The organism is Rhodobacterales bacterium HKCCA1288 (assembly GCA_015693905.1).
GTDB lineage: Bacteria > Pseudomonadota > Alphaproteobacteria > Rhodobacterales > Rhodobacteraceae > M30B80.
Window position 1 is genome coordinate 262,959 of record CP065161.1, and the last position, 25,910, is coordinate 288,868.

General features: G+C 56.6%; 25 protein-coding genes and 4 tRNA genes. 15 read left to right on the forward strand and 14 right to left on the reverse strand.

Annotated elements, in window-relative coordinates:
• Positions 1–2: 2 nt before the first annotated feature.
• The 4 genes from I3V23_01270 to rimK all read right to left on the reverse strand — a co-directional run bounded on the left by I3V23_01270 (position 3) and on the right by rimK (position 3,121).
• Entirely contained in the window at positions 3–812 is an 810-nt protein-coding gene (locus I3V23_01270) for an FkbM family methyltransferase (GenBank protein QPI85674.1), read from the reverse strand.
• 82 nt (positions 813–894) lie between these two features.
• On the reverse strand, positions 895–1,272 hold the full coding sequence (locus I3V23_01275) for an iron-sulfur cluster assembly accessory protein (GenBank protein QPI85675.1): 378 nt from the start codon (positions 1,270–1,272) through the stop codon (positions 895–897).
• Position 1,273: 1 nt separating this feature from the next.
• Positions 1,274–1,651: an SUF system Fe-S cluster assembly protein gene (locus tag I3V23_01280; GenBank protein ID QPI85676.1), complete on the reverse strand. Its 378-nt coding sequence runs from the start codon at positions 1,649–1,651 to the stop codon at positions 1,274–1,276.
• 84 nt (positions 1,652–1,735) lie between these two features.
• On the reverse strand, positions 1,736–3,121 hold the full coding sequence (gene rimK, locus I3V23_01285; GenBank protein ID QPI85677.1) for a 30S ribosomal protein S6--L-glutamate ligase: 1,386 nt from the start codon (positions 3,119–3,121) through the stop codon (positions 1,736–1,738).
• Positions 3,122–3,214: 93 nt separating this feature from the next.
• On the opposite strand from rimK, the gene tgt reads away from it, so the two are divergent.
• The 6 genes from tgt to I3V23_01315 all read left to right on the forward strand — a co-directional run bounded on the left by tgt (position 3,215) and on the right by I3V23_01315 (position 8,558).
• Positions 3,215–4,345, forward strand: coding sequence for a tRNA guanosine(34) transglycosylase Tgt (gene tgt, locus I3V23_01290; protein QPI85678.1), 1,131 nt, complete (start codon positions 3,215–3,217; stop codon positions 4,343–4,345).
• A gap of 257 nt (positions 4,346–4,602) precedes the next feature.
• Positions 4,603–7,011 carry an endopeptidase La gene (lon, locus tag I3V23_01295; protein ID QPI86623.1) on the forward strand — a complete coding sequence of 803 codons (2,409 nt, stop codon included), beginning with the start codon at positions 4,603–4,605 and terminating at the stop codon, positions 7,009–7,011.
• 147 nt (positions 7,012–7,158) lie between these two features.
• Complete coding sequence (locus I3V23_01300; protein QPI85679.1) at positions 7,159–7,662, forward strand: HU family DNA-binding protein; 504 nt, start codon at positions 7,159–7,161, stop codon at positions 7,660–7,662.
• A tRNA-Val gene (locus tag I3V23_01305) sits at positions 7,653–7,727 on the forward strand. Before I3V23_01300 ends, I3V23_01305 begins: the two co-directional genes overlap by 10 nt.
• A 58-nt stretch (positions 7,728–7,785) precedes the next feature.
• Entirely contained in the window at positions 7,786–8,391 is a 606-nt protein-coding gene (locus I3V23_01310; protein QPI85680.1) for a histidine phosphatase family protein, read from the forward strand.
• Between the two features lie 91 nt (positions 8,392–8,482).
• Positions 8,483–8,558: transfer RNA gene (locus tag I3V23_01315), tRNA-Val, on the forward strand.
• 51 nt (positions 8,559–8,609) lie between these two features.
• Here the strand turns inward: I3V23_01315 and I3V23_01320 are convergent.
• Together I3V23_01320 and I3V23_01325 are read right to left on the reverse strand one after the other, a co-directional pair.
• Positions 8,610–8,951, reverse strand: a complete 342-nt coding sequence (locus I3V23_01320) for a hypothetical protein (protein QPI85681.1) — start codon at positions 8,949–8,951, stop codon at positions 8,610–8,612.
• A gap of 68 nt (positions 8,952–9,019) precedes the next feature.
• Positions 9,020–9,496 carry a hypothetical protein gene (locus I3V23_01325; protein QPI85682.1) on the reverse strand — a complete coding sequence of 159 codons (477 nt, stop codon included), beginning with the start codon at positions 9,494–9,496 and terminating at the stop codon, positions 9,020–9,022.
• A 240-nt stretch (positions 9,497–9,736) separates the two neighbouring features.
• Between I3V23_01325 and I3V23_01330 the strand changes: the two genes are divergently transcribed.
• The 3 genes from I3V23_01330 (at position 9,737) to I3V23_01340 (ending at position 10,179) form a co-directional block, all read left to right on the forward strand.
• On the forward strand, positions 9,737–9,841 hold the full coding sequence (locus tag I3V23_01330) for a hypothetical protein (protein QPI86624.1): 105 nt from the start codon (positions 9,737–9,739) through the stop codon (positions 9,839–9,841).
• A 149-nt stretch (positions 9,842–9,990) separates the two neighbouring features.
• Positions 9,991–10,067 (forward strand) — tRNA-Asp (locus I3V23_01335).
• A 35-nt stretch (positions 10,068–10,102) separates the two neighbouring features.
• Positions 10,103–10,179, forward strand: a tRNA-Asp gene (locus tag I3V23_01340).
• Positions 10,180–10,215: 36 nt separating this feature from the next.
• On the opposite strand, the gene mnmA is transcribed toward I3V23_01340, so the two are convergent.
• Entirely contained in the window at positions 10,216–11,361 is a 1,146-nt protein-coding gene (gene mnmA, locus I3V23_01345) for a tRNA 2-thiouridine(34) synthase MnmA (GenBank protein ID QPI85683.1), read from the reverse strand.
• 135 nt (positions 11,362–11,496) lie between these two features.
• On the opposite strand from mnmA, the gene I3V23_01350 reads away from it, so the two are divergent.
• The 4 genes from I3V23_01350 to recG all read left to right on the forward strand — a co-directional run bounded on the left by I3V23_01350 (position 11,497) and on the right by recG (position 17,010).
• Positions 11,497–11,856, forward strand: coding sequence for a DUF1153 domain-containing protein (locus I3V23_01350; GenBank protein ID QPI85684.1), 360 nt, complete (start codon positions 11,497–11,499; stop codon positions 11,854–11,856).
• Between the two features lie 93 nt (positions 11,857–11,949).
• Positions 11,950–12,654 (forward strand): response regulator transcription factor, encoded by a 705-nt coding sequence (locus I3V23_01355; GenBank protein QPI85685.1) that lies wholly within the window; start codon positions 11,950–11,952, stop codon positions 12,652–12,654.
• Between the two features lie 63 nt (positions 12,655–12,717).
• Positions 12,718–14,907, forward strand: coding sequence for an NAD-dependent DNA ligase LigA (gene ligA / locus I3V23_01360; protein ID QPI85686.1), 2,190 nt, complete (start codon positions 12,718–12,720; stop codon positions 14,905–14,907).
• Between the two features lie 3 nt (positions 14,908–14,910).
• Positions 14,911–17,010, forward strand: coding sequence for an ATP-dependent DNA helicase RecG (gene recG / locus I3V23_01365; GenBank protein QPI85687.1), 2,100 nt, complete (start codon positions 14,911–14,913; stop codon positions 17,008–17,010).
• A gap of 387 nt (positions 17,011–17,397) precedes the next feature.
• On the opposite strand, the gene I3V23_01370 is transcribed toward recG, so the two are convergent.
• Complete coding sequence (locus tag I3V23_01370) at positions 17,398–17,844, reverse strand: iron-sulfur cluster assembly scaffold protein (protein QPI86625.1); 447 nt, start codon at positions 17,842–17,844, stop codon at positions 17,398–17,400.
• A 99-nt stretch (positions 17,845–17,943) separates the two neighbouring features.
• Between I3V23_01370 and hisI the strand changes: the two genes are divergently transcribed.
• Positions 17,944–18,303, forward strand: a complete 360-nt coding sequence (gene hisI / locus I3V23_01375; protein QPI86626.1) for a phosphoribosyl-AMP cyclohydrolase — start codon at positions 17,944–17,946, stop codon at positions 18,301–18,303.
• On the opposite strand, the gene gluQRS is transcribed toward hisI, so the two are convergent.
• From gluQRS to gyrA, 4 genes are all read right to left on the reverse strand, one after another.
• Entirely contained in the window at positions 18,300–19,166 is an 867-nt protein-coding gene (gene gluQRS / locus I3V23_01380) for a tRNA glutamyl-Q(34) synthetase GluQRS (GenBank protein ID QPI85688.1), read from the reverse strand. The two genes, hisI and gluQRS, sit on opposite strands and share 4 nt — an antisense overlap.
• Positions 19,150–20,499: a methylenetetrahydrofolate--tRNA-(uracil(54)-C(5))-methyltransferase (FADH(2)-oxidizing) TrmFO gene (gene trmFO, locus I3V23_01385; GenBank protein ID QPI85689.1), complete on the reverse strand. Its 1,350-nt coding sequence runs from the start codon at positions 20,497–20,499 to the stop codon at positions 19,150–19,152. Before trmFO ends, gluQRS begins: the two co-directional genes overlap by 17 nt.
• Positions 20,500–20,553: 54 nt before the next feature.
• Entirely contained in the window at positions 20,554–21,306 is a 753-nt protein-coding gene (locus I3V23_01390) for a hypothetical protein (GenBank protein QPI85690.1), read from the reverse strand.
• Positions 21,307–21,485: 179 nt separating this feature from the next.
• Complete coding sequence (gyrA, locus tag I3V23_01395) at positions 21,486–24,260, reverse strand: DNA gyrase subunit A (GenBank protein ID QPI85691.1); 2,775 nt, start codon at positions 24,258–24,260, stop codon at positions 21,486–21,488.
• A 253-nt stretch (positions 24,261–24,513) separates the two neighbouring features.
• Here gyrA and I3V23_01400 point away from each other — a divergent pair, with 253 nt between their 5' ends.
• The gene (locus I3V23_01400) at positions 24,514–24,804 is read left to right on the forward strand and encodes an usg protein (protein ID QPI85692.1); all 291 of its coding nucleotides are present in this window, start codon (positions 24,514–24,516) and stop codon (positions 24,802–24,804) included.
• A 20-nt stretch (positions 24,805–24,824) separates the two neighbouring features.
• Here the strand turns inward: I3V23_01400 and I3V23_01405 are convergent, their stop codons facing one another.
• Positions 24,825–25,322 carry a disulfide bond formation protein B gene (locus tag I3V23_01405; protein QPI85693.1) on the reverse strand — a complete coding sequence of 166 codons (498 nt, stop codon included), beginning with the start codon at positions 25,320–25,322 and terminating at the stop codon, positions 24,825–24,827.
• Entirely contained in the window at positions 25,319–25,900 is a 582-nt protein-coding gene (locus tag I3V23_01410; protein ID QPI85694.1) for a DedA family protein, read from the reverse strand. Before I3V23_01410 ends, I3V23_01405 begins: the two co-directional genes overlap by 4 nt.
• Positions 25,901–25,910: the final 10 nt, after the last annotated feature.

The following is a 25,910-nucleotide window of genomic DNA, read 5'->3' on the forward strand; positions in this document are numbered from 1 at the left end:
TATTATTGGGGCGCGGCTGTGATTTTATTATCCTTGTGGTGAAACAGATAATCTGTGCGGCCAAACCGATAGGCCAGTTCATATCCGATTTCTTTCAAAGCCTCGGTCGCAGGGGCCACTTCGCCAAAGCGGGGGATCAATTCGATCCACATCGGAGGTTTGAACCTGTCCAAGGTTTTATGCGCCCCCGCAATCACCTCAAGGGCCATGCCTTCGACATCAATTTTGATGAAATCAATCGTCTTGAGTTTGGCTTTGGCGCAATAGGCATCCAGTGACTGCACCTCAAATGTTCCGCCGTCAGACAGTTCAAATCGTGTTGCACCGTAATTATTGGGATCAAACCGCGTGATTTGCATTTTCGCGGCCGCGCGTCCAAGGCCCATCAACTCAAAGCGCACACCGCTGAGATTGTTTTCTTGAACATTGCGTTCGAAAATACGCTGGCAATGGGGTTGAGGATCAAAGGCGATGACCTTTGCGGCCTTCATCACTTTTGCAAAAAATAGGCTGTGATTTCCGATATTGCAGCCAATATCCAGAACCGTGCCACCCGTGGGGATCAGTTTGTCACGATACACACCCGTCAGATGGTTCATTTCGAAAAAGCTGCCTGTGGTGGCGATCAGGCCTTGGATCACATCTTGGGCCACATCAGGCAAATACATTCGGATCGTCTCGCCAAAGGCGTTGAATGTGAAAACGCCCTCTGCATCCAACAGCGCCTTGCGCCCCTGCGCCGCAATTTGCGCATTAAGCGAAATCAAGCTGTCGATTTTTTTCGACAGCGCCTCAAATTCTTCTGATTGCACGGATCAACCCCTTGTGCCCGTCCCAAGTTTAGCGGGTTCACTATAGGGGGCAGAAATCGCGCTTGGCAAGCGATGCGGTGCGTCAGCCCTCGCGTTCTGCGTTGAGTTCTGAGACATCCTTGAACTTGATCGATTCACCACAACCACAGGCATCGGCCACATTGGGGTTGTTGAATTTGAACCCTGCCTCAAGAAGCGAGGTTTGATAATCAATCTCTGTGCCAAAGAGGAACATTTGCGCCATGGGCGCAATCATCACGCGCGCGCCTTCGACCTCGACCACCTCGTCATGGGGGTCAATCTCCGCGGCGTAATCCATCGTATATTCCATGCCCGCGCAGCCGCCCTTTTTCACCCCGATGCGCAGCCCCTGATGCCCGTCACGCGTCATCAGTTTCTTGATCTGCCCAATCGCAGCGGGGGTAAGGGTTACTGCCGCTTTTCCTGGAATGCCGAACATCTTACATGAACCCTAGCTCAAGACGGGCTTCATCGCTCATCATATCCATACCCCATGGGGGTTCCCATGTCAGCTTGACATCGACCTGTTTGATCCCTTCGAGCGGCTCGATTGCATCTGCCACCCACCCAGGCATCTCGCCCGCAACCGGACAGCCCGGTGCGGTTAGGGTCATGATTACCTCGACTGCATTCTCAGCATCGATATTGATCGTGTAGACCAAGCCCAGATCATAAATATTCACTGGAATTTCAGGGTCATAAACAGTGCGGCAGGCCTCGACCACCGTGTCGTAAAGCGGGTGGTCCGTGCTAGAGGGCGCAATCAAAGGCGCCCCTTCAAGCGTTTCTTGCGGCATCGGATCGGGAGTGCTGGTCATCTTGGGCCATATCCTTTGCGGGACGAATTCCTGACTAAACATATAAGGAAAGGGTGGGCCAAGGGCAAGGGTCAGTGACGCTCATCACCGCGGCGGGCGGCGTTTGATGGGGGCAGGGCGCACATGTTTTTCGATGGCGCTATAAAGATGGGCGGCGATGTTTTTGCCCGTGACCTCCTCTATGCCCTCAAAGCCCGGAGAAGAGTTGACCTCAAGCACCTTAGGCCCGTCAGCGCCACGCAGCATATCGACCCCCGCAATCCCAAGGCCAAAGGCGCGCGCGGATCGAATGGCGGTTTCGCGTTCCTCGCGGGTGATACGCACGCTGACCGCCGTGCCGCCACGATGCAAGTTCGAGCGGAAATCATCCGCCGCCCCCACACGTTTCATCGCAGCCACCACTTTGCCGTCAATGACAAGGCAGCGAATATCCTCGCCTGCGGCCTCTTTGACAAAATTTTGCACAAGGAAATTCGCAGATAGGCCGCGAAAGGCATCGATCACCGATTGCGCGGCTTTCTTGGTTTCGGCCAAGACTACGCCCTTGCCTTGGCTCGATTCCAATAATTTGACCACCAACGGGGCATTGCCCACCAAGGTGATGAGGTTGTTGGTGTCCTTTGGGCTTGCCGCAAAGGCCGTTTGGGGCATGCCAATGCGGTGGCGCGACAGAATTTGGTGGGCGTGCAGCTTGTCACGGCTTGCGGTGATGGCGGCGCTGCCATTCAGGCAATAGACGCCAAGCGTTTCAAATTGCCGTAAAATCGCCGCACCATAGGCCGTAATCGAAGGGCCGATGCGGGGAATAACCGCATCATATTTTGGCAATTCTTGCCCGTCATAATAAACCGCAGGCGTTATGGCATTTAGCGCCATGTAACAACGGGTTGTGTTGATCACTTCAACGACATGGCCGCGCGCCTCGCCCTCGGCCTGCAATTTTTGTGTGGTGTAGTTTTGTTCGCGGCTCAGAACGGCAATGCGCAGCGCGCGTTTGGGCGCGGTCTCTTTGACCGCAGCGGTGTGATAGACCTCGTAACTGCGTTGCGGCTGACAGAAACTTTCTGAGGGGGTTATGATCCAATCTGCCCCAATCGCCTGCCGCCCCAGAAGCATCCGATAGCTCATATTCGCGCGATCGGTGAGCGTGATTTCAATTTCTTGCCGCAACGGGCCGATTTCGAGCTGGCTGAGGATCACATAGCGCGCCTCTGTATCACCATTGGAACTGGTCACATCGCGGCGGTCATGGATGGTTGCAGAACAGGCAATCGCCAAATCTGGGCGGGCAGGAATTGGATTGATCAAAAACCGCACTTTCGGCTTAGTAGCGGGGCCAAAGAGTTCGATATCAAAGGCGTGCAGCGCCGAGGTGCGCGCGCCTGTGTCCACCTTAGCCTTTAGTGCAGGCAGCCCCAATTGTGGCAAGCCAACCCATTCTTCCCAACCAAGTTTAAAGACTTGATCCATGCGATACCCCATCTGGTGAAATCATTCTCGGGCCTTGGCATTGGCGCAGAATCGCCTATGAACGGAGGCCCAATCTGAGCGAGGCTTTATCCCGTGCCCAAAGAGTTTGCATTTGAATTATTACACCAAGATGGCAAGGCGCGCCGTGGCGTGATTTCGACCCCGCGTGGGCAAATCCGCACGCCCGCCTTCATGCCTGTAGGCACGGCTGCAACGGTCAAGGCAATGATGCCCGAAAGTGTTGCAGCCACAGGTGCGGATATTCTTTTGGGCAACACCTATCACCTCATGCTGCGCCCGACCGCTGAGCGGGTTGCGCGTTTCGGGGGCCTGCACAAATTCATGAATTGGCAGAAGCCCATCCTGACCGATAGCGGCGGGTTTCAAGTGATGAGCCTGTCAGATCTGCGCAAACTGACCGAGGAAGGGGTTGCGTTCCGCTCGCATGTGGATGGGTCAAAACATATGCTGACGCCCGAGCGCAGTATGGAAATTCAGGCGCTGCTGGGGTCGGATATTGTGATGTGTTTCGATGAATGCCCCGCTTTGCCTGCGGATCGAGATCGCATTGCGGCCTCGATGGAATTGTCCATGCGATGGGCAGCGCGCTCGAAAGCGGCGTTTGGCGAGAGGCCGGGTCATGCGCTTTTTGGGATCATGCAAGGTGGGCTAGAGCGCGATTTGCGACAGGCAAGCGCCGAGGCGCTTTGTGATATTGGCTTTGACGGTTATGCGGTCGGTGGTCTCGCCGTTGGCGAGGGGCAGGCGGCCATGTTTGATTGCCTCGATTACGCCCCTGATTTCTTGCCCCAAGATCGCCCCCGTTATCTGATGGGGGTGGGCAAGCCCGATGATATTGTGGGGGCTGTGGCGCGTGGGATTGATATGATGGATTGCGTGCTGCCTTCGCGCTCGGGGCGCACGGGGCAAGCATGGACGCGGCGGGGGCAGGTGAATATCAAAAATGCCCGCCACCAAGATGATCCGCGCCCCTTGGATGAAAATTGCACCTGTCCCGCCTGTCGCAATTACTCGCGCGGCTATCTGCATCATGTGTTCCGCGCGGGCGAGATTATTTCTTCGATGCTGCTGACATGGCATAATTTGCATTACTACCAAGAACTTATGGAAGGGATGCGCGGGGCCATCGAGGCGGGGCAATTCGCCCAGTTTGAGGCGGGCTTCCACGCCGCCCGCGCAGAGGGCGATATCGAGCCGATCTAACCCTGATTTTCGGCTTGTCACTGCCCGCGCCCTAGTGCAGCATTGCATGAAATGCAGCCGCAAGACGCGTCAAGATTGGCAGGGGCGCAATATGGCACGCAGATTGAAGGCGCGGCCCTGATGCGTAAACCATAGATTAACTTCCCCGCTTGAAATGCGTCTCAAGGCTGCCCAAATGTAGCTGCTCCATGAGGAGAGAGCCAAATGATTGCCAAAGATGGGATCGCGCGCTCTCTTGCCACGAAGAAAAGGAAGGCATGATGCCAGAAATTCACGAAACCTATCCAGTTCTGCCGCTGCGCGACATTGTCGTGTTTCCCCATATGATTGTGCCGCTCTTTGTGGGGCGCGAAAAATCGGTGCGTGCGCTGGAAGAGGTGATGCAGGATGATCGCCAGATCCTGCTGTCCAGTCAAATTGACCCCGCCATTGATGACCCTGAACCAGAAGGAATTTATTCGGTGGGTGTCTTGGCCTCGGTTCTGCAATTGCTGAAATTGCCCGATGGCACAGTCAAAGTATTGGTCGAAGGAAAATCCCGCGTCAAAATCAAGAAATTCACCAAAACGGACGAGTTTTTTGAGGCAGAGGCCGCGCCGCTTGAAGAAAAATTGGGTGATGAGGCGGCAACAACGGCCTTGTTGCGGTCGGTCGCAGACGAGTTTGAGCGCTATGCCAAGATCAAGAAAAACATCCCAGAGGATGCGCTGACCTCGGTTTCTGAAACCCAAGCGCCACAAAAACTGGCCGATCTGGTCGCGGGGCATCTCGGTGTTGATGTCGCGCAAAAGCAAGATTTGCTTGAAACGATTGACGTCTCCGAGCGCCTTGAAAAGGTCTATGGCCTGATGCAGGGCGAAATGTCCGTGCTGCAGGTTGAGAAAAAGATCAAAACCCGCGTGAAGTCACAGATGGAGCGCACGCAGCGCGAATATTATCTGAACGAACAGATGAAGGCCATTCAGCGCGAGTTGGGGGATGGCGAAGACGGCGCCAATGAGGTGGCCGAACTAGAAGAAAAAATCGCCGCCACCAAACTGTCAAAAGAGGCGCGCGACAAGGCCGATGCAGAGCTGAAAAAGCTAAAAAATATGTCGCCCATGTCCGCTGAGGCGACTGTGGTGCGCAATTATCTCGATTGGATCGTCTCGCTGCCTTGGGGCGTGAAAAGCCGTGTGAAAAAGAACCTCACCCGCGCCGAAGAGGTTTTGGATGCGGATCATTACGGGCTTGAGAAGGTCAAAGAGCGCATTGTCGAATATCTCGCGGTGCAGGCACGTTCGGCCAAGGTGAAGGGGCCTATCCTTTGTCTTGTGGGCCCTCCGGGTGTTGGGAAAACCTCGCTTGGGAAATCGGTGGCGAAGGCCACGGGGCGCGAGTTTATTCGCATCAGTCTGGGCGGTGTGCGGGACGAGTCCGAAATTAGGGGCCATCGCCGCACCTATATCGGGTCGATGCCTGGCAAGATCATTCAGGCGATGAAAAAGGCGAAAACCACCAATCCGCTGATCCTGCTCGATGAGATCGACAAGATGGGGCAAGATTTCCGTGGGGATCCTGCCAGTGCGATGTTGGAGGTTCTCGACCCTGAACAAAACGCCACATTTGTGGATCACTATTTGGAGGTTGAATATGATCTCTCGAACGTGATGTTCCTGACCACGGCGAACAGCTATAACATGCCTGCGCCGCTGTTGGATCGCATGGAGATCATTTCGCTTTCGGGCTACACCGAAGATGAAAAACTGGAAATTGCGACACGGCATCTGCTGCCAAAGCAGGTGAAAAACCACAATCTCAAGGCGCGGGAATTCGCGGTCGAGCCTGAGGCGCTGACCGATGTGATCCGCTATTATACCCGCGAGGCGGGCGTGCGGAACCTAGAGCGCGAAGTTGCGAAACTTGCCCGCAAGGCCTTGACCGCGATCCTCAAGGGCGGCGAGAAATCGGTGACAGTGACCCGTGAGCGACTTGAAGAGATGCTTGGAGTGCGCCGCTATCGCTTTGGTCTGGCGGAATCGGATGATCAAATCGGTGTTGTCACAGGGCTGGCTTGGACAAGTGTGGGCGGTGATCTGCTGTCGATTGAGGCGCTGCGTCTGCCGGGCAAGGGGCGTATGAAAACCACGGGCAAGCTTGGCGATGTGATGAAGGAATCCATCGATGCGGCCAGTTCCTATGTGCGTTCTATCGCGCCCAAAATCGGCGTGCAGCCCCCGAAACTGGACGGATGGGATATCCATGTCCACGTTCCAGAAGGGGCGACCCCGAAAGATGGCCCCAGTGCAGGGATCGCGATGGTGACGTCTATCGTGTCGGTTCTGACCCAAACGCCCGTGCGCCGTGATATTGCGATGACGGGCGAGGTGACGCTTCGCGGCAATGTCTTGGCCATCGGTGGCCTGAAGGAGAAGTTGTTGGCCGCGTTGCGAGGGGGGATCAAAACAGTGCTGATCCCGCAGGAAAATGAAAAAGACCTGCCCGAAATCCCTGACAATGTGAAAGAGGGATTGGAAATTATCCCCGTGTCCCATGTCAGCGAGGTTCTCGCCAAGGCCTTGACCCGTCAGCCCGAACCGATTGATTGGGATGAGGAGGCAGAGGCCGCCGCCGCCGCACAGCGCGCGCTTGAGGCCGCAAAAGACAGCAGCGCCACAACCCATTAACGTGGCACATTCCGCGAAATTGCCCCCGTTACATCCGTGGCGGGGGTTTTCTTTTTCGGGTGCCGCAAAATCAAAACATATAGTTTTAATATATAATATGTCCTGATACCATGCGGCGTAGATAGGATTGGCCAAATGGGGGCACACATGGCACCAAAATCACCAAAATCCACGACGGATAAGGCGGCAGCGAAACCAAAACCTGCGGTGGCCTCGGTCGCGGCGGTGATCGCGCCCAAATCAAAAGCAACAGCAAAACCGTCTGACAAGCCCGCGCTCAAGGCCGTGACCGCCGCCAAATCTGACAGCAAACCCAAAACGAAGATTGAGGCGCTGAAGCGCCGCGCCCTGCTTGAGGCGGTTGCGATGCGGGTGGGTGTCAAACGCACGGATGCGCGCGAAGTCATGGATGCGGTTCTGGTCGAGATGGCCGAAGCCCTAGATCAAGGGCGCGACCTGATCCTGCCGCCATTTGGCAAGGTCATGTTGCGCAAAGATAAGGATGGTCAGGATGGGCGCCCGATGGTGGCGCGGATAAAACTGATCGAGGCTGATAAACGCGGTGCAAGCGCGAGGAAACCGACCAAGACTAAACCCTTGCGCAGTGGGGCGCGGCTGACTAGAAGAACTCCGCGCAGAACGGGTGATTAGCTCAGTGGTAGAGCGCTTCGTTCACATCGAAGATGTCGGGGGTTCAAATCCCTCATCACCCACCATCTGGCCTATTGTTGAGGCGGGGCAGGTCTGTGACCCACGGGCGAGGTGATCTTTGTGATGCGGCGAAATTTTCCGATATATTTGCTGCGCCATGGGGAAACCGAATGGAATAACGAGCATCGGTTTCAAGGTTGGCTCGACTCTGCGCTTACCCCCAATGGGGTTGTGCAGGCGCAGACGCAAGGTCGTTTGTTGCAGGAAATGATCAGCCGCCAAGGCTATGACGCAGTGACAGATTTCCGAACCAGTCCGCTTGGGCGCGCGGCACGCAGCGCGCGGTTGATTGCGCGGGCCTATCCCGATTTGCCGACCCTCGTGCAAGACGCGCGTCTGCGCGAGGTGAATATGGGGCAATGGCAGGGGCTTACGCGGGCCGAGGTGCAGGCGAATTGGCCTGTGCGCTTTGACACCGAGGCGCAGGTCTATCGTCATTCTCTCTTGACCCAAGGGGGCGAAACGCGCGCGGCCCTTGAGGCGCGTCTGCAGGATCTGGTGGCTGATTTGAAGGGGCCAAGCCTATTGGTCAGCCATGGCGTTGTGATCCAAACCTTGCGCGGCCTTTTGCGCGGGCTAGACCCTGACCAAACGGCATCTTTGGGCCATGCGCAGGGCGGGGTTTATGTGATTACCGCCAATGGGGGTGAGGTGAAGATTGGGTTTTGAGAAAACTTTGCGCCTTTGGCGCAAAATTCTTTGCAGATCGGGCTTGCATATCCCTGCATCATGCGGCTAATACGCCTTCACGCGATGGCGAGGGTGATTAGCTCAGTTGGTAGAGCGCTTCGTTTACACCGAAGATGTCGGGAGTTCGAGTCTCTCATCACCCACCACGCGCTTCCCTCCCCAATCCTCAGTCTGATTGATGCAAAGGGCGTGCGCGATCATTTTGCACTGTAAAGCAGGGCTGTAATGCGGTCGCGGATATTGCCCGCGTCACCAGTATCCCCAATCCGATGCACATGGATGAAATACAGCTGATTGTTGTAACATTTCATGGTCACAAAAATATTGCCGTTGATTTGATACCACAAATATTCCGCGCCATCGCCGCCCGAAAAATCGACCCAAGAAGCGACTTGGTTCACGGCGCGCTCGGATGCGGTGACGCAGGCATAATTGCTGCTAAAGCTGCGTTCATCCACGGCAAAAGCCACCTCGTCTGCGCGGGCAATAGTGGCAAGGCCGCATAGGGCAAGAGCGGCAAGAATTGTTTTACGGGTCATTGGGCACTCTTCATATTCATCGGTCATATGAATTGGCCGCACAAGCATCACTGTGCGGCCAAATTTGATCAGAAAGTTTCGATTTCCAAACGGGCGTTACAATAGGCCCCATCATAGGTGCCAACCCAAATATCAATCGGCCCGTCTTGCGGGTTGGTTAGGATGATACGGGGGTCAAGATTTCCGTTATCGTCATCATCATAATACCAAGTTGCCGATGCGGTATTGATCAAAAGGGCCGCGTCACATTCGCTGACCACGCGAATATGCAACTCGTAAGCCGCCATACCCGAGACGTTGAATCGGAAATCTGGTCGATCTGGGAAAAATCCCGGGCCGACATCTGTGGCCGGTCGGATATGGCTGCATTTCGAGAGCGAATAATCACCCCCAGCGACAATATTATAATAACGTGGCGTGTAAAAATAGCTTCCGCTGCCGCTATATTGCTCTGCCGCTTGAAAGTTCCAATTTGGACACGCGTCCGCTGATGTGGTGAAGAATGACCCCGCGACAAGCGCCGCTGAAAGCAAGATTTTTCGCATCTGTTTGTCCCTTATTTTCTTTATTTATTGGAATAAAACTAGCTCAAAATATAAATTTGTCTAATGTTTTGCGGATAAAGTGAATATCGACATTGCAGTGGAACGGGCGCGGCATAATCTGGGATGAGCGAAAGGCGGATGAATGACAGGTGATCCAAGTTTAGACGGGTTTCTGGCGACCTATGCGATTGTGATTGTCGCAGCGTTCTTCTTTCCAACCCTCGTGGCCATAAGCGCACCATTGGCGTTTTCATTCTGAACATCGTGGTGGGATGGACGGGATTGGGGTGGATTTTACTGCTGGCCTTCGCGTTATTGAGCGAGGCAAAAGCGCAGCCGAGGTAAGCTCTGAACTTTCCCTGCACGTATGCGGTCAAACGCAAATTTGCTTTTGCGCATTTTTTGCGCCAATCGCGCCAAAGGGGGCCTTGACGGGGCAGGGCGCGCAGCATAGACACCCTGCACGCTACAGGGTTGCCTGTGGCCGATGGTGAGCGGTTGTAGCTCAGTTGGTTAGAGTACCGGCCTGTCACGCCGGGGGTCGCGGGTTCGAGCCCCGTCAACCGCGCCACCACCATCGCGCCCCAAAAGCCCCTGTTCGTCTGCGCGGTTGTAGCTCAGTTGGTTAGAGTACCGGCCTGTCACGCCGGGGGTCGCGGGTTCGAGCCCCGTCAACCGCGCCACTTCTTCCCTAGATTGACGAAAAATGCGCGGGCATTTTACCCTTTGTGGATCCATCCACCGCCAAAGATTCGGCTGCTGTTCTCATCATAAAAGACACAGGCCTGACCGGGGCTGACACCTTCTTCGGCGGTCAGCAATTCCACCATCGCGGTTGTCGGGGATGTCGGATGGATCAGGGCCGCGCGTGGTGGGCGAGTTGAGCGGATTTTGACCGCAACCTCGCGGGTCTTTTCGCTGTCAAAGGGCGTATCACCCAACCAGTTGATTTCGCGCACAGGGATATGGCGGGTCGCCAAGGCCTCCTTGGGGCCGACCACGACATGACGCGCCTCTGGATCAAGTTTGACCACATATAACGGGTCAGCCAGCCCCCCAATGCCAAGGCCGCGGCGTTGGCCGATTGTGTAATGGATCACGCCATTATGTTGGCCCAATACACGGCCTTCCATATCCACGATATCGCCCGGATCCGCCGCGCCGGGGCGCAATTTTTCAATTACACTGGCATAGTCGCCATTTGGCACAAAGCAGATATCTTGGCTGTCTGGCTTATCAGCCACGGGCAGTCCGTATTTATGGGCCAGTTTGCGGGTTTCTTCCTTAGACGCCAGATGACCAAGGGGAAAGCGCAGGAAATCCAATTGCGCTTGCGTGGTCGAAAACAAGAAATAGGACTGATCGCGCGTTGCATCTGCGGCGCAATGAAGCTCTGCTTTCTCAGCCCCCATTTTGCGTTGAATATAGTGCCCCGTGGCCATGCAATCGGCCTCGAGTTCTTGTGCGGTGGCAAGCAGATCTTTGAATTTCACGCGCTCGTTGCAGCGGATGCAGGGCACAGGCGTGGCCCCTGCGAGATAGGCATCGGCGAATTCGTCAATCACCGCATCCTTAAAGATATTCTCGTAATCAAGGACATAATGCGGAAAGCCCATATTTTCGGCCACACGGCGCGCATCGTGAATATCGCGCCCTGCACAGCAGGCGCCTTTTTTTGCCAAGGCCGCACCGTGATCATAAAGTTGCAGGGTGACGCCCACCACATCATAGCCTTCTTCGGCCAATTGGGCCGCCACAACCGAGCTATCCACCCCCCCAGACATAGCCACAACAACCCGCGTCTCCTGCGGGGGTTTGGCAAAGCCAAGCGAGTTGAGCGGCGCATTGGGGCGGTCAAGGGGCATGTCGATCTCCAGATGATAGGGCGGAATATAGGAAAATCTTATCTATTCACAAGGGGCTGAAGGCTTGGACGCTTACCTTGCCTTAAGGCTTGGGGGGTTAGCCCTAGGCCTGCGTTCGTGAATAAGGATAAAGTTATGTATATCCGCAAACCCAAAGGCCCTGTCAGCGTCACGTTGCCTAATGGTCAGCAGATGACCCGCGCTGATTTGCCCCCCGCAGACACCACAAGGTGGGTCGCAAGCCGAAAGGCATGCGTGTTGCGGGCGATTGCGACAGGCCTTATTTCACGGGACGAGGCACTGAGCCGTTGGGATCTGTCGGCGGAGGAATTGGACACTTGGCTTGCCAAGGCCAGCCGCTATGGTGAGGCGGCACTCAAGGCCACAGCAGTGCAAAACTATCCACGCGAGCAGGGCATAAAATCACCCGCCGCTGGCTCTGCCGCGCGCCCGCCATCAGGCGAGCAAAGATTGAGTTGGCCGCAGTCAAAATAAATAATATATGTAATTTATACATATTTTGAATTAAAGCTAAATTAACCTTTTGACGCGATTATCCTCTTTAAGCGAGTATTAGGAGGTTAGAAGATGCGGCTTCTCTTGGTTGAAGATGATCCAACCACCGCGAAAAGCATCGAAATGATGCTGCGGCACGCCAATCTGAATGTCTACTGCACCGATTTGGGTGAGGAAGGCATCGATCTGGCCAAGTTATATGATTACGATCTGATCCTTTTGGATCTGAATCTGCCTGATATGACCGGCCTCGAGGTGCTGCGCCAATTGCGTATGGCGCGGGTTGATACGCCGATCCTGATCCTGACAGGCGCAGATGACACCGATAGCAAACTCAAAGGATTCGGGTTTGGCGCTGATGATTACCTCACCAAACCCTTCCATCGCGAGGAACTGGTGGCGCGCATCCATGCCATTATCCGCCGCTCAAAGGGGCATGCACAATCGGTGATCAAAACCGGTGAGATTTGCGTCAACCTTGATGCCAAAACGGTCGAGGTGGCGGGGCGCGCGGTGCATTTGACGGGCAAAGAATACCAAATGCTTGAGCTGCTATCGCTGCGCAAAGGCACGACATTAACGAAAGAGATGTTCCTCAATCATCTTTACGGCGGCATGGATGAGCCAGAATTGAAGATCATTGACGTTTTCATCTGTAAATTGCGCAAAAAACTGTCCGAGGCTTCGGGCGGTCAGAACCATATTGAAACGGTTTGGGGGCGTGGTTACGTGCTGCGTGATCCGCATCCAAAGGCCGCTTTGGCTGCCACGGCTTGATCTGCGCTAGACCTCTGCCGCTGCTGCCCATATCTATAGGGCAGCAGTCAGGCGAGGCGGTCTATGTCAGAAGAAGATCAAAACACGGGCGCGGGGGTATCCCTCTTAGGGCGCGATCAGGCGGCACAGCGTTTGGCCGAATTGGCCGATATTTTGGCGCGCGCCAATAAGGATTATTTCCAAGAAGACGCGCCCACCCTCAGCGATGCGGAATATGACCGCCTGAAACGCGAAAACGCGGATCTTGAGGCGCGGTTTCCCGATCTGATCCGCGGCGATAGTCCAAGCGCGCAAATCGGCGCCAGCCCTGCCGAGGGCTTTGGCAAAATCACCCATGCCGAACGCATGATGTCCTTGGCCAATGCCTTTGACGAGGCCGATGTCGCGGAATTTATCGCGGGCATTCAGCGCTATTTGGGCCTGTCTGATACCACGCCCTTGGTCTTTACCGCCGAGCCAAAAATCGATGGGCTGTCCCTGTCTTTGCGCTATGAAAACGGCGTTTTGGTGCATGCCGCCACGCGCGGCGATGGGGAGACGGGCGAAAACGTCACCGCCAACGCCCGCACGATTGCCGATATTCCGCAGGCCATCCATCACAGCGATTGTCCCGATATTCTCGAAGTGCGCGGTGAAGTTTACATGAGCCACGCAGATTTCGCCGCGCTCAACGCGCGCGCCGAGCAGGCAGGGGGCAAAACCTTTGCCAATCCACGCAATGCGGCCGCAGGATCGCTGCGCCAATTGGATGCCGAGATCACCCGCGCCCGCCCGCTGCGGTTTTTCGCCTATGCGCTTGGGGTTGTCTCCGCTCCGCTTGCAGACACGCAATTTGGACTGATTGCGAAATTGCGTGATTTTGGATTTCTGACCAATCCCTTAACCATTCGCTGCGAGAGCCTTGAGGCGATTATCGCCCATTATCAGGCAATTGCCCATGATCGCGCGGGTCTTGGCTATGATATTGATGGGGTGGTCTACAAGCTCGATGATCTGGCCTTGCAGCGCCGCTTGGGGTTGCGTGCCACCACCCCGCGTTGGGCCATTGCGCATAAATTCCCCGCTGAACTGGCCTGGACGCGGATCGAGGCGATCGACATCCAAGTGGGGCGCACAGGCGCGTTGTCGCCCGTAGCGCGGCTTGCCCCCGTGACTGTGGGCGGTGTGGTTGTCTCGAATGCAACGCTGCATAACGAGGATTACATCGCAGGCCGCAACAACACAGGCGAGGCGATCCGCGCGGGGCGCGATATTCGCGTGGGTGATTTGGTTCAGGTCTATCGCGCGGGTGATGTGATCCCCAAAATTGCAGATGTGGATGTCACGCAGCGCCCTGCTGATGCGCAGCCCTATATCTTTCCCACCACATGCCCCGAATGCGGATCAGAGGCGCATCGTGAGGAGGGCGATTCCGTGCGCCGCTGCACGGGCGGGCTGATCTGCCCAGCCCAAGCGGTTGAGCGCCTCAAGCATTTCGTCTCGCGCGCGGCCTTTGACATCGAGGGTTTAGGGGCAAAGCAGGTCGAACAATTCAACAAAGACGGATGGATCACCGAGCCTGCCGATATTTTCACCCTTGAGGCACGCTATGGCAGCGGTATCCAGCAGCTAAAAAACCGCGAGGGGTGGGGGGATAAATCTGCGCAAAATCTTTTCGCTGCGATTGCAGAGAAACGTCAAATCCCCCTCGGCCGTCTGATCTTTGCCTTGGGCATCCGCCATGTGGGCGAGGTGGCGGCCAAGGATTTGGCCGAACATTTCCGCAGTTGGGCCGCCTTTGACGCGGCCATTCATGCCGCCCGCCTTGAGCCTGCCGCAACGGCGCCTGACGCCAAATCGCGCAAAAAATTGCTTGAGGACAGTCCCGCATGGGCCGAAATCACTGGTATTGATGGCATCGGGGATACGGTTGCCACGGCGCTCTGCGAGGCATGGGCGCAGCCGCGTGAATATGCGTCAATCGAACGGCTTGTGGCCCATCTTGAGATCCAATCGCCCGCTATTCGTGATGTGTCGGGCAGCCCCGTGATGGGCAAGACAGTGGTGTTCACGGGCAGTCTCGAAAAGATGACCCGCGCAGAGGCCAAATCGCGTGCCGAAAGTTTGGGGGCCAAGGTCGCAGGTTCGGTTTCTGCCAAAACCGACCTTTTGGTTGCAGGGCCTGGGGCAGGATCAAAGGCCAAAAAGGCCGCAGAATTGGGCATTGAAACCATTGATGAAGATGCGTGGTTGGCCCTCATTGGGGATCTTTAACCCATGGCCGCGCAGGGCCGACCAGAGGTTTTGTTCGGGCTCTTCTCGCGCCTTGAGGGCCTATCTGGTATTGGCCCCAAAGCTGCGCAGGCATTGGGGCATCTTCATATCGAAACCCCGAAAGATCTGATTTACACCTTGCCCGTGGGTGTGGTGGATCGCCGCCCCGTAACGCGCCTTGCTGAAATCACCCCACCGCGCATTGCCACGCTAGAGGTTGAGGTGATCCGTCACCGCCCGCCCCCGTCCCGCGGGCGTGGGCCCTATCGGGTTACGGTCACCGACAGTCAAACCGCCTTTGATCTGGTATTTTTTCACGCGCGTGCGCCCTATCTCGAAAAGCTTTTGCCCATAGGCGCGCGGCGTCTGATCTCGGGCAAGGTTGAGCTTTTCGATGGGATTGCGCAAATCGTGCATCCTGATCACATCCTGCCCGTTGAGGAGGCGGAAACCCTCCCCAAATTCGAGGCGATTTATCCGCTTGGGCAAGGGTTGACGCAAAAGATCATGGCGCGCGCGATTGCCGATGCCTTGCAAGCCGTGCCTGACCTGCCCGAATGGATTGATCCCGCCCTAAAGGCGCGCGAGGGGTGGCCCGATTGGGCCACTGCGATGCGGGCACAGCACCATATGCAATCGGCCAGTGAGGCCGCCCCCAATGCCAAGCCGCGGCTGCGTCTGGCCTATGACGAATTGTTTGCTCATCAATTGACCCTTGCCCTTGCGCGGGCGCGGGCCAAGCGGCGCAAAGGGCGGATCAGCCAAGGCGATGGTGCGCTGCGGGCCAAGGTTCTGCAAAGCTTGCCCTACAGCCCCACGGGCGCACAGACCCGCGCCATTGCGGAAATCGTGGCCGATATGGCCGCGCCCGAACGGATGAGCCGCCTGTTGCAGGGCGATGTTGGGGCGGGCAAAACCCTTGTTGCTTTGATGGCGCTTTTGGCGGCGGTCGAGGCGGGTGGGCAGGGGGTGATGATGGCGCCCACCTCGATCCTTGCGCAACAGCACGCCGCCAATCTGCGCCCCTTGGCCGAAGCGGCAGGTGTCGTGCTTGAGGTTCTCACAGGGGCGGATAAGGGGCGCGAGCGGGCCGCAAAACTGGCCGCCCTTGCGCGCGGCGATATCGCGATCTTGGTCGGCACCCATGCCGTGTTTCAAGAGGATGTTGAATTTGCCGATCTGCGTTTGGCGATTGTGGACGAGCAGCACCGCTTTGGCGTGCGCGAACGCCTGCGATTGGGGGAAAAGGGCGCTTTGGCGGATATGTTGGTGATGACGGCCACGCCCATTCCCCGCACGCTGAGCCTTGCGCAATATGGCGATATGGATCAGTCGATCTTGGATGAAAAACCCGCCAATCGTCAAAAGATCACCACGGCTTTGGTGTCCGAGGCGCGGATGGATGAGGTGGTGGCACATCTGCAAAAGGCGGTGGCAGAGGGCCAGCAAGCCTATTGGATTTGCCCATTGGTTGAGGAATCCGAAGTTTACGAGGCCACCGCCGCTGAAGAACGCTTTAAATCCTTGCGCGCACGACTGGGCGAGGGGGTGGTGGGCCTTGTCCATGGGCAGATGAGCGGCCCTGAAAAAGATGCGGCCATGACCGAATTCAATGAAAACCGCACCAAGGTTCTGGTGGCCACCACGGTGGTTGAGGTGGGGGTGGATGTGCCAAATGCCAGCATTATGGTGATTGAACAGGCCGATCTTTTCGGCATGGCGCAGCTGCATCAATTGCGGGGGCGGGTGGGGCGCGGCAGCCGTGCATCGACTTGCGTGCTGCTTTATCGCAATGGCCTGACAGAAACGGCCAAGCGCCGCTTGCATGTCCTGCGCGACACGGATGATGGCTTTGTCATCGCAGAAGAAGATTTGGCCATTCGTGGCGCAGGCGATGTGATTGGCACGGCGCAATCTGGTCTGCCGCGGTTTCGCGTGGCCGATCTGGAACAACATGGCGGCTTGATGGCGATGGCGCAAAGCGATGCGCGGGCGCTTTTGGCGCTTGATCCATCGCTTGAGGGGCCGCGCGGTCAGGCCGCACGCACCCTGTTATGGTTGCTTGAGCAAGATAAGGCTATTCGCCTGATTTCGGCGGGCTGACCCGCTTTGTTCACAAATGTTCTCAAAAAGTTCTTGACGACTCGCGTCAGGGTATGAGAACAATCCGGCAACATTAACGGGAGATGGCCCATGTTGTCAGATGTAAAAACGATTATCACGCGTTCATCCACCACGCTTTTGGCCGATCTTTGCGGGGCGATGTCCCTTGTTGTTTTGGCGATGGGGCTGCTGCATCTGCCGCAATTTTTCTAAGTTTTCTGCCTGCGGTTCAGGTTTCAGGGGTATGCGCCCCCTTGGCATCATGATCCTTGCCTCGGATCTGTCCCCAATGCCGATAGGCCGCGCGATCCCCCAATCGCACGGTTGAAACGATACACCGCATCACTGTGACCGCCCCTTTGCATTGCCCTGCAGGGGCGGTTTTTTTTAGGGGTCTTCGGCGCGCTCCATCGCCTCAAGGGTCGCTTCGAGTGACAGCATGATAGAGGCGTGGCGATTGCGATAATCGCGGGCGGGGGTCAGCACCTCATAACCCTCAAATGGGGCCTCTGGCCCGTTCCCCTCACCTTTGAGCATGGCGGCAAGCGCGTCTCGGGCGGCGGCAATTTCGGCACGGTTGCGGCCCAGAATATGGGCACCCATCAATGCGGCGGAGGCCTGACCGAGTGCGCAGGCCTTTACATCTTGGGCAAAGCGGCTGATCCGCCCCTCGGCGATATCCAAATCCACTGTAACGGTTGATCCGCAAAGCGGGGCCCGCCGCTTGACACTGGCCTGTGGCGCCTCAAGCCGCCCGTGATGCGGAATATCCGCCGCCAATGCCAGAATTCGCTGCGAATATAGCTGCACCAAATCGGATTTTGTGTCGCTCATCTCAGCCATGCGCGTCTCGGCCCCTTCCATGATCTCCCCCCAAGAGCTAGTGTGAATATGACCATTTGGAAAGGGTGAGATGTGGAAATGACGGGTGCTGTGGAATTTGACCCAGATAGCCTGCGCTATAATGAGGCGGGTCTGATCCCTGCGATTGCGCAATGCGCCGAGACGGGCGATGTGCTGATGATGGCATGGATGAACCGCGCCTCTCTCGTAAAAACCCTAGAAACAGGCAAAGTCACCTATTGGAGCCGCTCGCGCGCGGCTTTTTGGGTTAAGGGTGAAAGCTCGGGCCATGTGCAGGATTTGGTTGATCTGCGAGTGGATTGTGACCGCGATTGTCTTTTGCTCGTGGTTCGGCAAACGGGGCCTGCCTGCCACACCAATCGCCGCAGCTGCTTTTACACCGCGATCCGCGAGGGGGGCGAGGTCGAATTGATGCAACCCGAGGGCTAAAGCCCGACCATTGCACGAATATCCGCAGGGGTTTTTCCTGTATCCCGATAAAGGGCAATAGCGCGCGCATCATCGCGCTTGGCCAGACGTTTGCCCTGCTCATCACGGATCAAGGCGTGATGATGATATTGCGGCACGGGGTAGGCCAACAGATTTTGCAAAATCACATGGATTGCGGTTGCCTCAAATAAATCTTCGCCGCGAATGACATGGGTCACGCCTTGTGCCGCGTCATCAACCACCACGCTGAGATGGTAAGAGCTGCCCATGTCTGGCCGCGCCAATACAGGGTCGCCAATATGGGCCAGCGCGGCATCGCGCGTGATCTCATGCCGCCCCTGATGGCGTGGCCCTGTTTCTGTGAAACGCATTTGCGCAAGGCGCTCAAAGGCGCGCGCCAGATCAAGGCGTAAGGCGGCCCCTTCGGCCTCGGCGGCACTGGTCACAGTCTGGCCGCGACAAGTGCCAGGATAGATGCGCCCATCTGGCCCGAATGTGGGGGCCCCTTCCTGCGGGGCGGCACTGGCCGCCTCGATATCCCGCCTGCGGCAGGTGCAGCGATAAATCAGGCCCTGTTGCGCCAATTGATCCAAAGCGGCGCGATAGCGGGCCATCTGCTCGGATTGCCGCATCACGGGCAGGGGCCAAGACAGCCCCAACCATGTCAGATCATCATAAATTTGCGCCTCCCATTGCGGGCGGGCGCGGGATTGGTCGATATCCTCAATCCTGAGCAAAAATTGCCCCTGCGTCATTCGCGCCATGTCATGAGCCAGACACGCACTATAGGCATGGCCCAAATGCAAAGGCCCTGTGGGGGACGGGGCAAATCGGGTGACACAGCCCTTAGGCAGGGAAGGCATCAAGCCATGCGCGCCAATCGGTCTTGGCGCGGTCCGTATAGGCCTTATAGCGGTCTTTGCGTCCACGCCGCCCCGATTTCGGGCCTTCGACCGGGGGAAAAAGACCGAAATTCACATTCATCGGCTGAAAGGTTTTCGCCTCCGCCCCGCCTGTGATGTGATGGATCAAGGCCCCCATCGCGGTGGTATTGGGCAAATCGGGCGGGGTGAGGCCGCGCAATTCTGCCACCGCGTAGCGCCCCGCTAGCAGACCCATTGCCGCCGATTCAACATAGCCCTCAACCCCCGTGATTTGGCCCGCAAAGCGGATATGCGGCATGGATTTCAACCGCATTTGCGCATCGAGAAGCGTGGGGGAATTGATGAAGGTGTTGCGATGAATGCCGCCAAGACGGGCAAATCGTGCCTCCTCCAAACCGGGGATCATGCGCAACACCTCGGTCTGTGCGCCGTATTTCATTTTGGTTTGAAAGCCCACGATATTGTAAAGCGTGCCCAGTTTATTGTCGCGGCGCAGCTGCACCACAGCCCAAGGTTTCACATCGGGCTGATGCGGGTTGGTTAAGCCCACAGGTTTCATAGGCCCGTGGCGCAGGGTTTCGCGGCCCCGTTCTGCCATGACCTCAATCGGCAGGCATCCATCGAAATAGCCCGCCGTTTCGCCTTCGTGAAACTCGGTTTTTTCGGCAGCCAGCAGGGCATCGATAAAGGCCTCATACTGGTCGCGCGTCATGGGGCAGTTGAGATAAGCGCGCTGCTCTTCCTCGGTTTCGCCCTTGTCGTAGCGCGACTGCATCCACGCCCGCGACATGTCGATACTCTCGGCATAAACGATGGGGGCGATGGCATCGAAAAAGGCAAGGCTGTCTTGACCTGCCTCTTTGGCAATGGCCTGTGCCAGCGCGCCTGATGTCAACGGGCCTGTTGCTATGATCCAATGGCCTGTTTCGGGCAGGGTGCTGATTTCGCCTTCCTCAATCGTAATATTGGGATGCGCGTGCAGCCGCGCTGTGACGGCTTGGGCGAAAGCATCACGATCCACCGCCAATGCGCCCCCTGCAGGCAGGCGGTGGTGATAGGCCATTTCCATAATGAGGCCACCTGCCGCGCGCATTTCCCAATGCAAAAGGCCGACCGCGTTTTGTTCGTGATCATCCGAGCGGAAGGAATTGGAACATACCATTTCCGCCAAATGCCCAGTTTGATGGGCAAATGTGCCAATCTTTGGGCGCATCTCATGGATGACGACCTGTTGACCAAGCTCTGCGGCCTGCCAAGCGGCCTCAGAGCCCGCCATGCCGCCGCCAATGATATGAAGCGCGTTATCTGACATGGGCGCTTCTTAGATCAAAAGCGGGGCAGGGTGAAACGGGTTTTTTGGGGGGCGTTACAGGCCGCGCGCCACCACAGGCAGGAATGGGTCTGCAAAGGGCAGGGGCGTGTAAACAGGGCGGTTCCCCAAGGCGATCTCGACCCCAAGACGGAACTGGCCTCTATCGCGCAAGGCGGGGTTGGAGAATTCTTCAAAACCATAGCTTGCCGTCACCGCAACTGCACCGCTGTGATCCAGCCATTGCACACCAATTTCGCCAGTGACCTGCGTTGTGGACAGGCGCAATTCGTCAAATTCTGCAAGTCCGATTTGCGCAAAGGCCTGCCATGCGGGGCCCAGATCAAGACGGATCTCACCACCTGCAAAAAGCACATCTGCATCCCCAAGGGGGCGTGTCGCCATGGCGCTGTCGCGCAGGCCAAGCCCGCCATAAGCCCCCAACGTAAGCCCTGCAATTTCACGGCGCCCTTGAATGCCAAGCCCACCCCAGCGGCTGCTTTCATTGTTGAGATCGGCCAAATAGGCAAAAAGACCATAGCGCCGATCAGCGGCAGGGCTGAGGTGTAGGCCTGCCCGAACGGCGCCAATGGTGCCGATTTCGGTATCGGCCAGATCAAAATTCACCTCAAACCCGTGATGCGCGGTAATCGCGTAATCAAGATTGAGATGCGCCCCATTTTGGTCAGCACCAGTGCTGTTAAGCCCAAGCGTTGCGGCACGCAGGCCCAAATTATCGGCGTGCGCCATATCCGCAGCCAAAGAGGCCAGACCGAGGCAAAGGCAAAATTGCGAGATTGGTGCAGCCATCAGAACGCGCTTTCAACAAAGGTTCTTTTGCAAATGGCGCATGGTGAAGAAAAAATATATATGAATTATATCATATGGTTAATGGCCGCAATTTATCTTAAATCGTAAGGGCCGCACGCGCCTTGGCGGTGCGGCCCTTGATGTGGGTCGTAAATTTTTGGTTTGAGCGGGCCTGAGCTTCAGCTCTCTGCGCTGGCCTCGGCCGCATCCGCATCCGCCGTGGCGGTGTCCTCGTCATCACCTTCAACGATGCGCGCGACTGACACAACGGTTTCGCCTGCCTTGGTGTTAAACACCTTCACCCCACCTGCCGAGCGTGAACGGAATGAGATGCCCTCAACAGGCACGCGAATAGATTGACCCGTTGATGAGGCGAGCATGATCTGATCGGTCATCTCGACAGGGAAGGCTGCCACCAGTGGCCCGCCGCGCATCGCCTTGTCGATGGCCATAACCCCCATGCCGCCACGGCCCCTGACAGGGTAATCATGGCTTGAAGATAACTTTCCAGACCCGCTTTCTGTAATGGTCAGGATCAAATCCTCTGAGGCGCGCATTTCGGCAAAGCGTTCAGGGCTAAGGGTGCCTTCGGCCACCACGCCCTCATCCTCGTCCGTTTCGACCTCATCTTCGGGCGCACCTGCCAAGGCGCGGCGCTGTTTGAGATAGGCGGCGCGCTCAGCAGGGTCAGCGGTGAAATGGCGGATCACGGCCATGGAAACCACAGATTCCCCATCACCCAAACGGATGCCGCGCACGCCTGTGCTGTCGCGGCCCTTAAAGACGCGGACATCGGTGCAAGAGAAGCGGATCGCGCGCCCCCCTTCGGTGACCAACATCACATCGTCTTCCTCGGTGCAGATGCGCGCATTCACAAGGCTGACTGTCCCATCTTCGGGCAATTTCATTGCAATCTTGCCGTTTGATTTCACATTGGTGAAATCCGACAATTGGTTGCGGCGCACATCGCCTGCGGATGTGGCAAAGATAATTTGCAGATCGCCCCAATCTTCCTCGGGGCGATCAACCGGCATGATCGCCGCAATCGTAACCCCCACAGGAATGGGCAGGATATTCACAATGGCCTTGCCTTTTGATGTGCGGCTGCCAAGCGGCAAGCGCCATGTCTTGAGCTTGTAGACCATCCCATCGGTGGTGAAGAACAAAAGCTGGGTGTGGGTATTGGCCACAAAGAGCGATGTTACGACATCGTCTTCCTTGAGGCTGCCGCCCGATAGCCCTTTGCCGCCGCGTTTTTGTGCGCGGAATTCAGCCAAGGCCGTGCGCTTGATATAGCCACCTGCGGTGACGGTCACGACCATGTCTTCGCGTTCGATCAGGTCTTCGTCATCCATGTCGCCAGACCAATCGACAATCTCGGTGCGGCGCGGCACGGCGAAGGCCGTTTTCACCTCGGCCAATTCTTCCGAGATGATCGCCATGATCCGATCACGGCTGGCGAGGATGGCAAGATATTCTTTGATCTTACCTGCGAGTTCCTCCAACTCATCCGTCACTTCCTTGACGCCAATCTGGGTCAGGCGTTGCAGGCGCAGTTCCAAAATCGCGCGCGCCTGCGCCTCGGAGAGGTTATAGGTGCCGTCATCGTTCATGGTATGGGTCGGGTCGTCAATCAGACGGATATAGGCGGCAATATCCGCTGCTGGCCAGCGCCGTGTCATCAAGGCTTCGCGCGCCGCTGCCGCATCTGCGGAGGCGCGGATCGTGGCCACAACCTCATCGACATTGGAGACGGCAACCGCCAAACCACACAGAATGTGACTGCGTTCGCGTGCTTTGTTCAACTCAAACGCGGTGCGGCGTGCCACGACCTCCTCGCGGAAAGCGATAAAGGCGGTCAAAAAGCCCCGCAAATCCAACTGCTCGGGCCGCCCGCCATTCAGCGCCAACATATTGCAGCCAAAGGAGGTCTGCATCTGGCTAAAGCGGAACAATTGGTTCAGCACTACATCAGGGGTGGCATCGCGTTTCAACTCGATCACAACGCGCACGCCGTTGCGATCAGATTCGTCCGCCACGCCTGAGATGCCTTCGACCTTTTTCTCGCGCACCAATTCTGCAATGCGTTCGATCATCGAGGCCTTGTTCACCTGATAGGGGATCTCATCAATAATGATGGCAAAGCGGTCTTTACGAATTTCCTCAATATGGGTGCGCGCGCGAATGACCACGCTGCCGCGCCCCTCGGTATAGGCCCGCCTTGCGCCAGAGCGGCCCAAGATGATCCCGCCTGTGGGGAAATCGGGGGCAGGGATAAACTCGATCAACTGTTCCGAACTGAGGTCGGGATCTTGGATCAAGGCCTGACAGGCATCAATCACCTCGCCCAAATTATGGGGTGGGATATTGGTGGCCATGCCAACCGCAATGCCGCCCGCACCATTGACCAACATATTGGGAAAGCGCGCAGGCAGAACGGTGGGTTCTTTTTGCTTGCCATCATAATTGTCTTGGAAATTGACCGTGTCCTTGTCGATATCGGCCAAAAGATAGGCGGCGGGTTTGTCCATGCGCACTTCGGTATAGCGCATGGCGGCGGGGTTATCGCCATCCATAGAGCCGAAATTGCCCTGACCATCGAGCAGGGGCAGGGACATCGAAAAAGGCTGCGCCATCCGCACAAGCGCGTCATAGATCGCACTGTCGCCATGCGGGTGATATTGACCCATCACATCGCCCACGGGTCGTGCAGATTTCCGATAGGCCTTTTCATGCGTGTTGCCCGTTTCGTGCATCGCAAACAAAATGCGGCGATGCACGGGTTTGAGGCCATCGCGCAAATCGGGGATCGCGCGGCTGATGATCACCGACATCGCATAATCGATGAAGGATGTTTTCATCTCATCGGCGATATCAATCGAAGGGCCAGAATGCGGGTGCCGCGCGGGGAGCGTGGCGGGGTCATTCTCGGGGGTTTCGGGCGTATCTGTCACTGTGCGGGCCTGCTGTCTTTTCGATCTTGTTCTGCGATGACATGCTGCACCTCTTGGCACAGCTATATTTTGTTATTTGACACTATAGACCCCCGCGATATAGGGCGCAATGCTCCTGTCTGGTGAATTGGCCTTTGTCGGTCTACCGCTTGTTATCAGCCACCGCAGGATGCTGCTAATGCATTGTTTTTGTTGATTTTTAATTTGCATTTGCAATCATGAGACATCATGAACCAAGCAAGGGAAAGTGCAGATGACTTGGGGGTCTCGCAACAGTGATGAAACCGCAACGGGGCTGATGCTTGAGGGGTATGGGCTGACCACGGCGGAATTTTACTATCGGATGCCTGATTATCGTAATGTTATCAACGTGTTCATCTGGCAGGATTACGATCTCGCGCCAGATTATCCGCGCATTTTCGGATTTATTGATTTCTGGAAGCGCGAGATTGAGGCACCGTTGCATTCTGTGCGTTTTGCGCATCGGCGGCTGATATCTGACGGGTCATGGCGCAATGTCGTTGAGGAGATTTCCTATCACTAGCCCACGGGACAGGCGTGGGGCTATGCTTTGGCCGCTGCGGCCTTGGCCCAGATCACGAACAGGGCCAAGCAAATCAGGCCATTCCATGAGGCCATCGACAGACCCGCAAAGGCCCATGCAACCTCGTCACACATAACAATCGCAGGCGCGGTGTCTGTTGAGAGCAATTCACTGGCCGAAAGCGACTGGATATCTTCTGCGCCCCCCGTGCAGGAGGTGGGGCCTTGCCACCACCCGCGCTCAACCCCTGTGTGATACAGCGCGATCCCTGCATTCACGAGCATCGCGCCCGCCCCAATCAGGGTCAAGCCGCGCGCCAATTTGGGGGCAATGGCGGCAATGATTACGATGAACAGCGCAACCAGTGCAGCGCCCGCATGGGGCCAACGTTGCCACAGGCACATGGCGCAGGGCGCAAGCCCGCCAAGATACTGAAACCCAAAAGCGCCCGCCAATGTCGCGGCAGACCCCAGACCCGCGAGGGCGGATAATTTTGACAAATTCAGATCCCGCATCATCCCATGAACCTAACAGCATAAAATCCGCCAAGCAAGATGACGATGAACAATGTAAACATCAGCCCCAGACGGCGCTCGATGAAATCGCGTAAAGGGGCGCCGAATTGGCGCAGCAATGCCGCGATGACAAAGAATCGAATCCCCCGCGCGATGATCGAGGTGACAATGAATGTCCCCAAAGGCAGGCCTGTCCACCCTGACATGATGGTGATGACCTTATAGGGGAAGGGGGTTAGCCCTGCGATCAATACGGGCCAAAAGCCAAGATCATTAAAGCGCGTGTTAAACTCGGCCATTGCATCGGCCTTGCCAAGGGCCGCCAAAATCGGCGCGCCGATTTGGTCATAGAACAGCGCCCCAATCGCATAGCCTGCAATACCCCCCAAAACTGAGGCGATTAAGCAGACAGAGGCAATTAAAAAAGCCCGATTGGGCCGCGCAAGGATCATTGGGATCATCAAAATATCAGGGGGAATGGGAAAGATTGAACTTTCCGCAAAGGACACAATCGCCAAGGCCCACAGGGCGTGGCGATGACCCGCCAAACCCATTGTCCAATTATAGAGCCCGCGCAGCATCGCATTTATC

What these genes read in the sequence shown, in the direction of transcription:
- gluQRS (QPI85688.1), bottom strand. Translation starts at nt 19,166, where the DNA reads ATGCCTTCCCTGCCTAAGGGCTGTGTCACCCGATTTGCCCCGTCCCCC.
- ligA (QPI85686.1), top strand. Translation starts at nt 12,718, where the DNA reads ATGTCAGAAGAAGATCAAAACACGGGCGCGGGGGTATCCCTCTTAGGG.
- I3V23_01275 (QPI85675.1), bottom strand. Translation starts at nt 1,272, where the DNA reads ATGTTCGGCATTCCAGGAAAAGCGGCAGTAACCCTTACCCCCGCTGCG.
- I3V23_01300 (QPI85679.1), top strand. Translation starts at nt 7,159, where the DNA reads ATGGCACCAAAATCACCAAAATCCACGACGGATAAGGCGGCAGCGAAA.
- I3V23_01410 (QPI85694.1), bottom strand. Translation starts at nt 25,900, where the DNA reads ATGCTGCGCGGGCTCTATAATTGGACAATGGGTTTGGCGGGTCATCGC.
- I3V23_01390 (QPI85690.1), bottom strand. Translation starts at nt 21,306, where the DNA reads ATGGCTGCACCAATCTCGCAATTTTGCCTTTGCCTCGGTCTGGCCTCT.
- I3V23_01355 (QPI85685.1), top strand. Translation starts at nt 11,950, where the DNA reads ATGCGGCTTCTCTTGGTTGAAGATGATCCAACCACCGCGAAAAGCATC.
- lon (QPI86623.1), top strand. Translation starts at nt 4,603, where the DNA reads ATGATGCCAGAAATTCACGAAACCTATCCAGTTCTGCCGCTGCGCGAC.
- I3V23_01325 (QPI85682.1), bottom strand. Translation starts at nt 9,496, where the DNA reads ATGCGAAAAATCTTGCTTTCAGCGGCGCTTGTCGCGGGGTCATTCTTC.
- recG (QPI85687.1), top strand. Translation starts at nt 14,911, where the DNA reads ATGGCCGCGCAGGGCCGACCAGAGGTTTTGTTCGGGCTCTTCTCGCGC.
- I3V23_01400 (QPI85692.1), top strand. Translation starts at nt 24,514, where the DNA reads ATGACTTGGGGGTCTCGCAACAGTGATGAAACCGCAACGGGGCTGATG.
- trmFO (QPI85689.1), bottom strand. Translation starts at nt 20,499, where the DNA reads ATGTCAGATAACGCGCTTCATATCATTGGCGGCGGCATGGCGGGCTCT.
- I3V23_01405 (QPI85693.1), bottom strand. Translation starts at nt 25,322, where the DNA reads ATGATGCGGGATCTGAATTTGTCAAAATTATCCGCCCTCGCGGGTCTG.
- rimK (QPI85677.1), bottom strand. Translation starts at nt 3,121, where the DNA reads ATGGATCAAGTCTTTAAACTTGGTTGGGAAGAATGGGTTGGCTTGCCA.
- I3V23_01280 (QPI85676.1), bottom strand. Translation starts at nt 1,651, where the DNA reads ATGACCAGCACTCCCGATCCGATGCCGCAAGAAACGCTTGAAGGGGCG.
- I3V23_01370 (QPI86625.1), bottom strand. Translation starts at nt 17,844, where the DNA reads ATGAGCGACACAAAATCCGATTTGGTGCAGCTATATTCGCAGCGAATT.
- mnmA (QPI85683.1), bottom strand. Translation starts at nt 11,361, where the DNA reads ATGCCCCTTGACCGCCCCAATGCGCCGCTCAACTCGCTTGGCTTTGCC.
- I3V23_01310 (QPI85680.1), top strand. Translation starts at nt 7,786, where the DNA reads ATGCGGCGAAATTTTCCGATATATTTGCTGCGCCATGGGGAAACCGAA.
- I3V23_01320 (QPI85681.1), bottom strand. Translation starts at nt 8,951, where the DNA reads ATGACCCGTAAAACAATTCTTGCCGCTCTTGCCCTATGCGGCCTTGCC.
- I3V23_01350 (QPI85684.1), top strand. Translation starts at nt 11,497, where the DNA reads ATGTATATCCGCAAACCCAAAGGCCCTGTCAGCGTCACGTTGCCTAAT.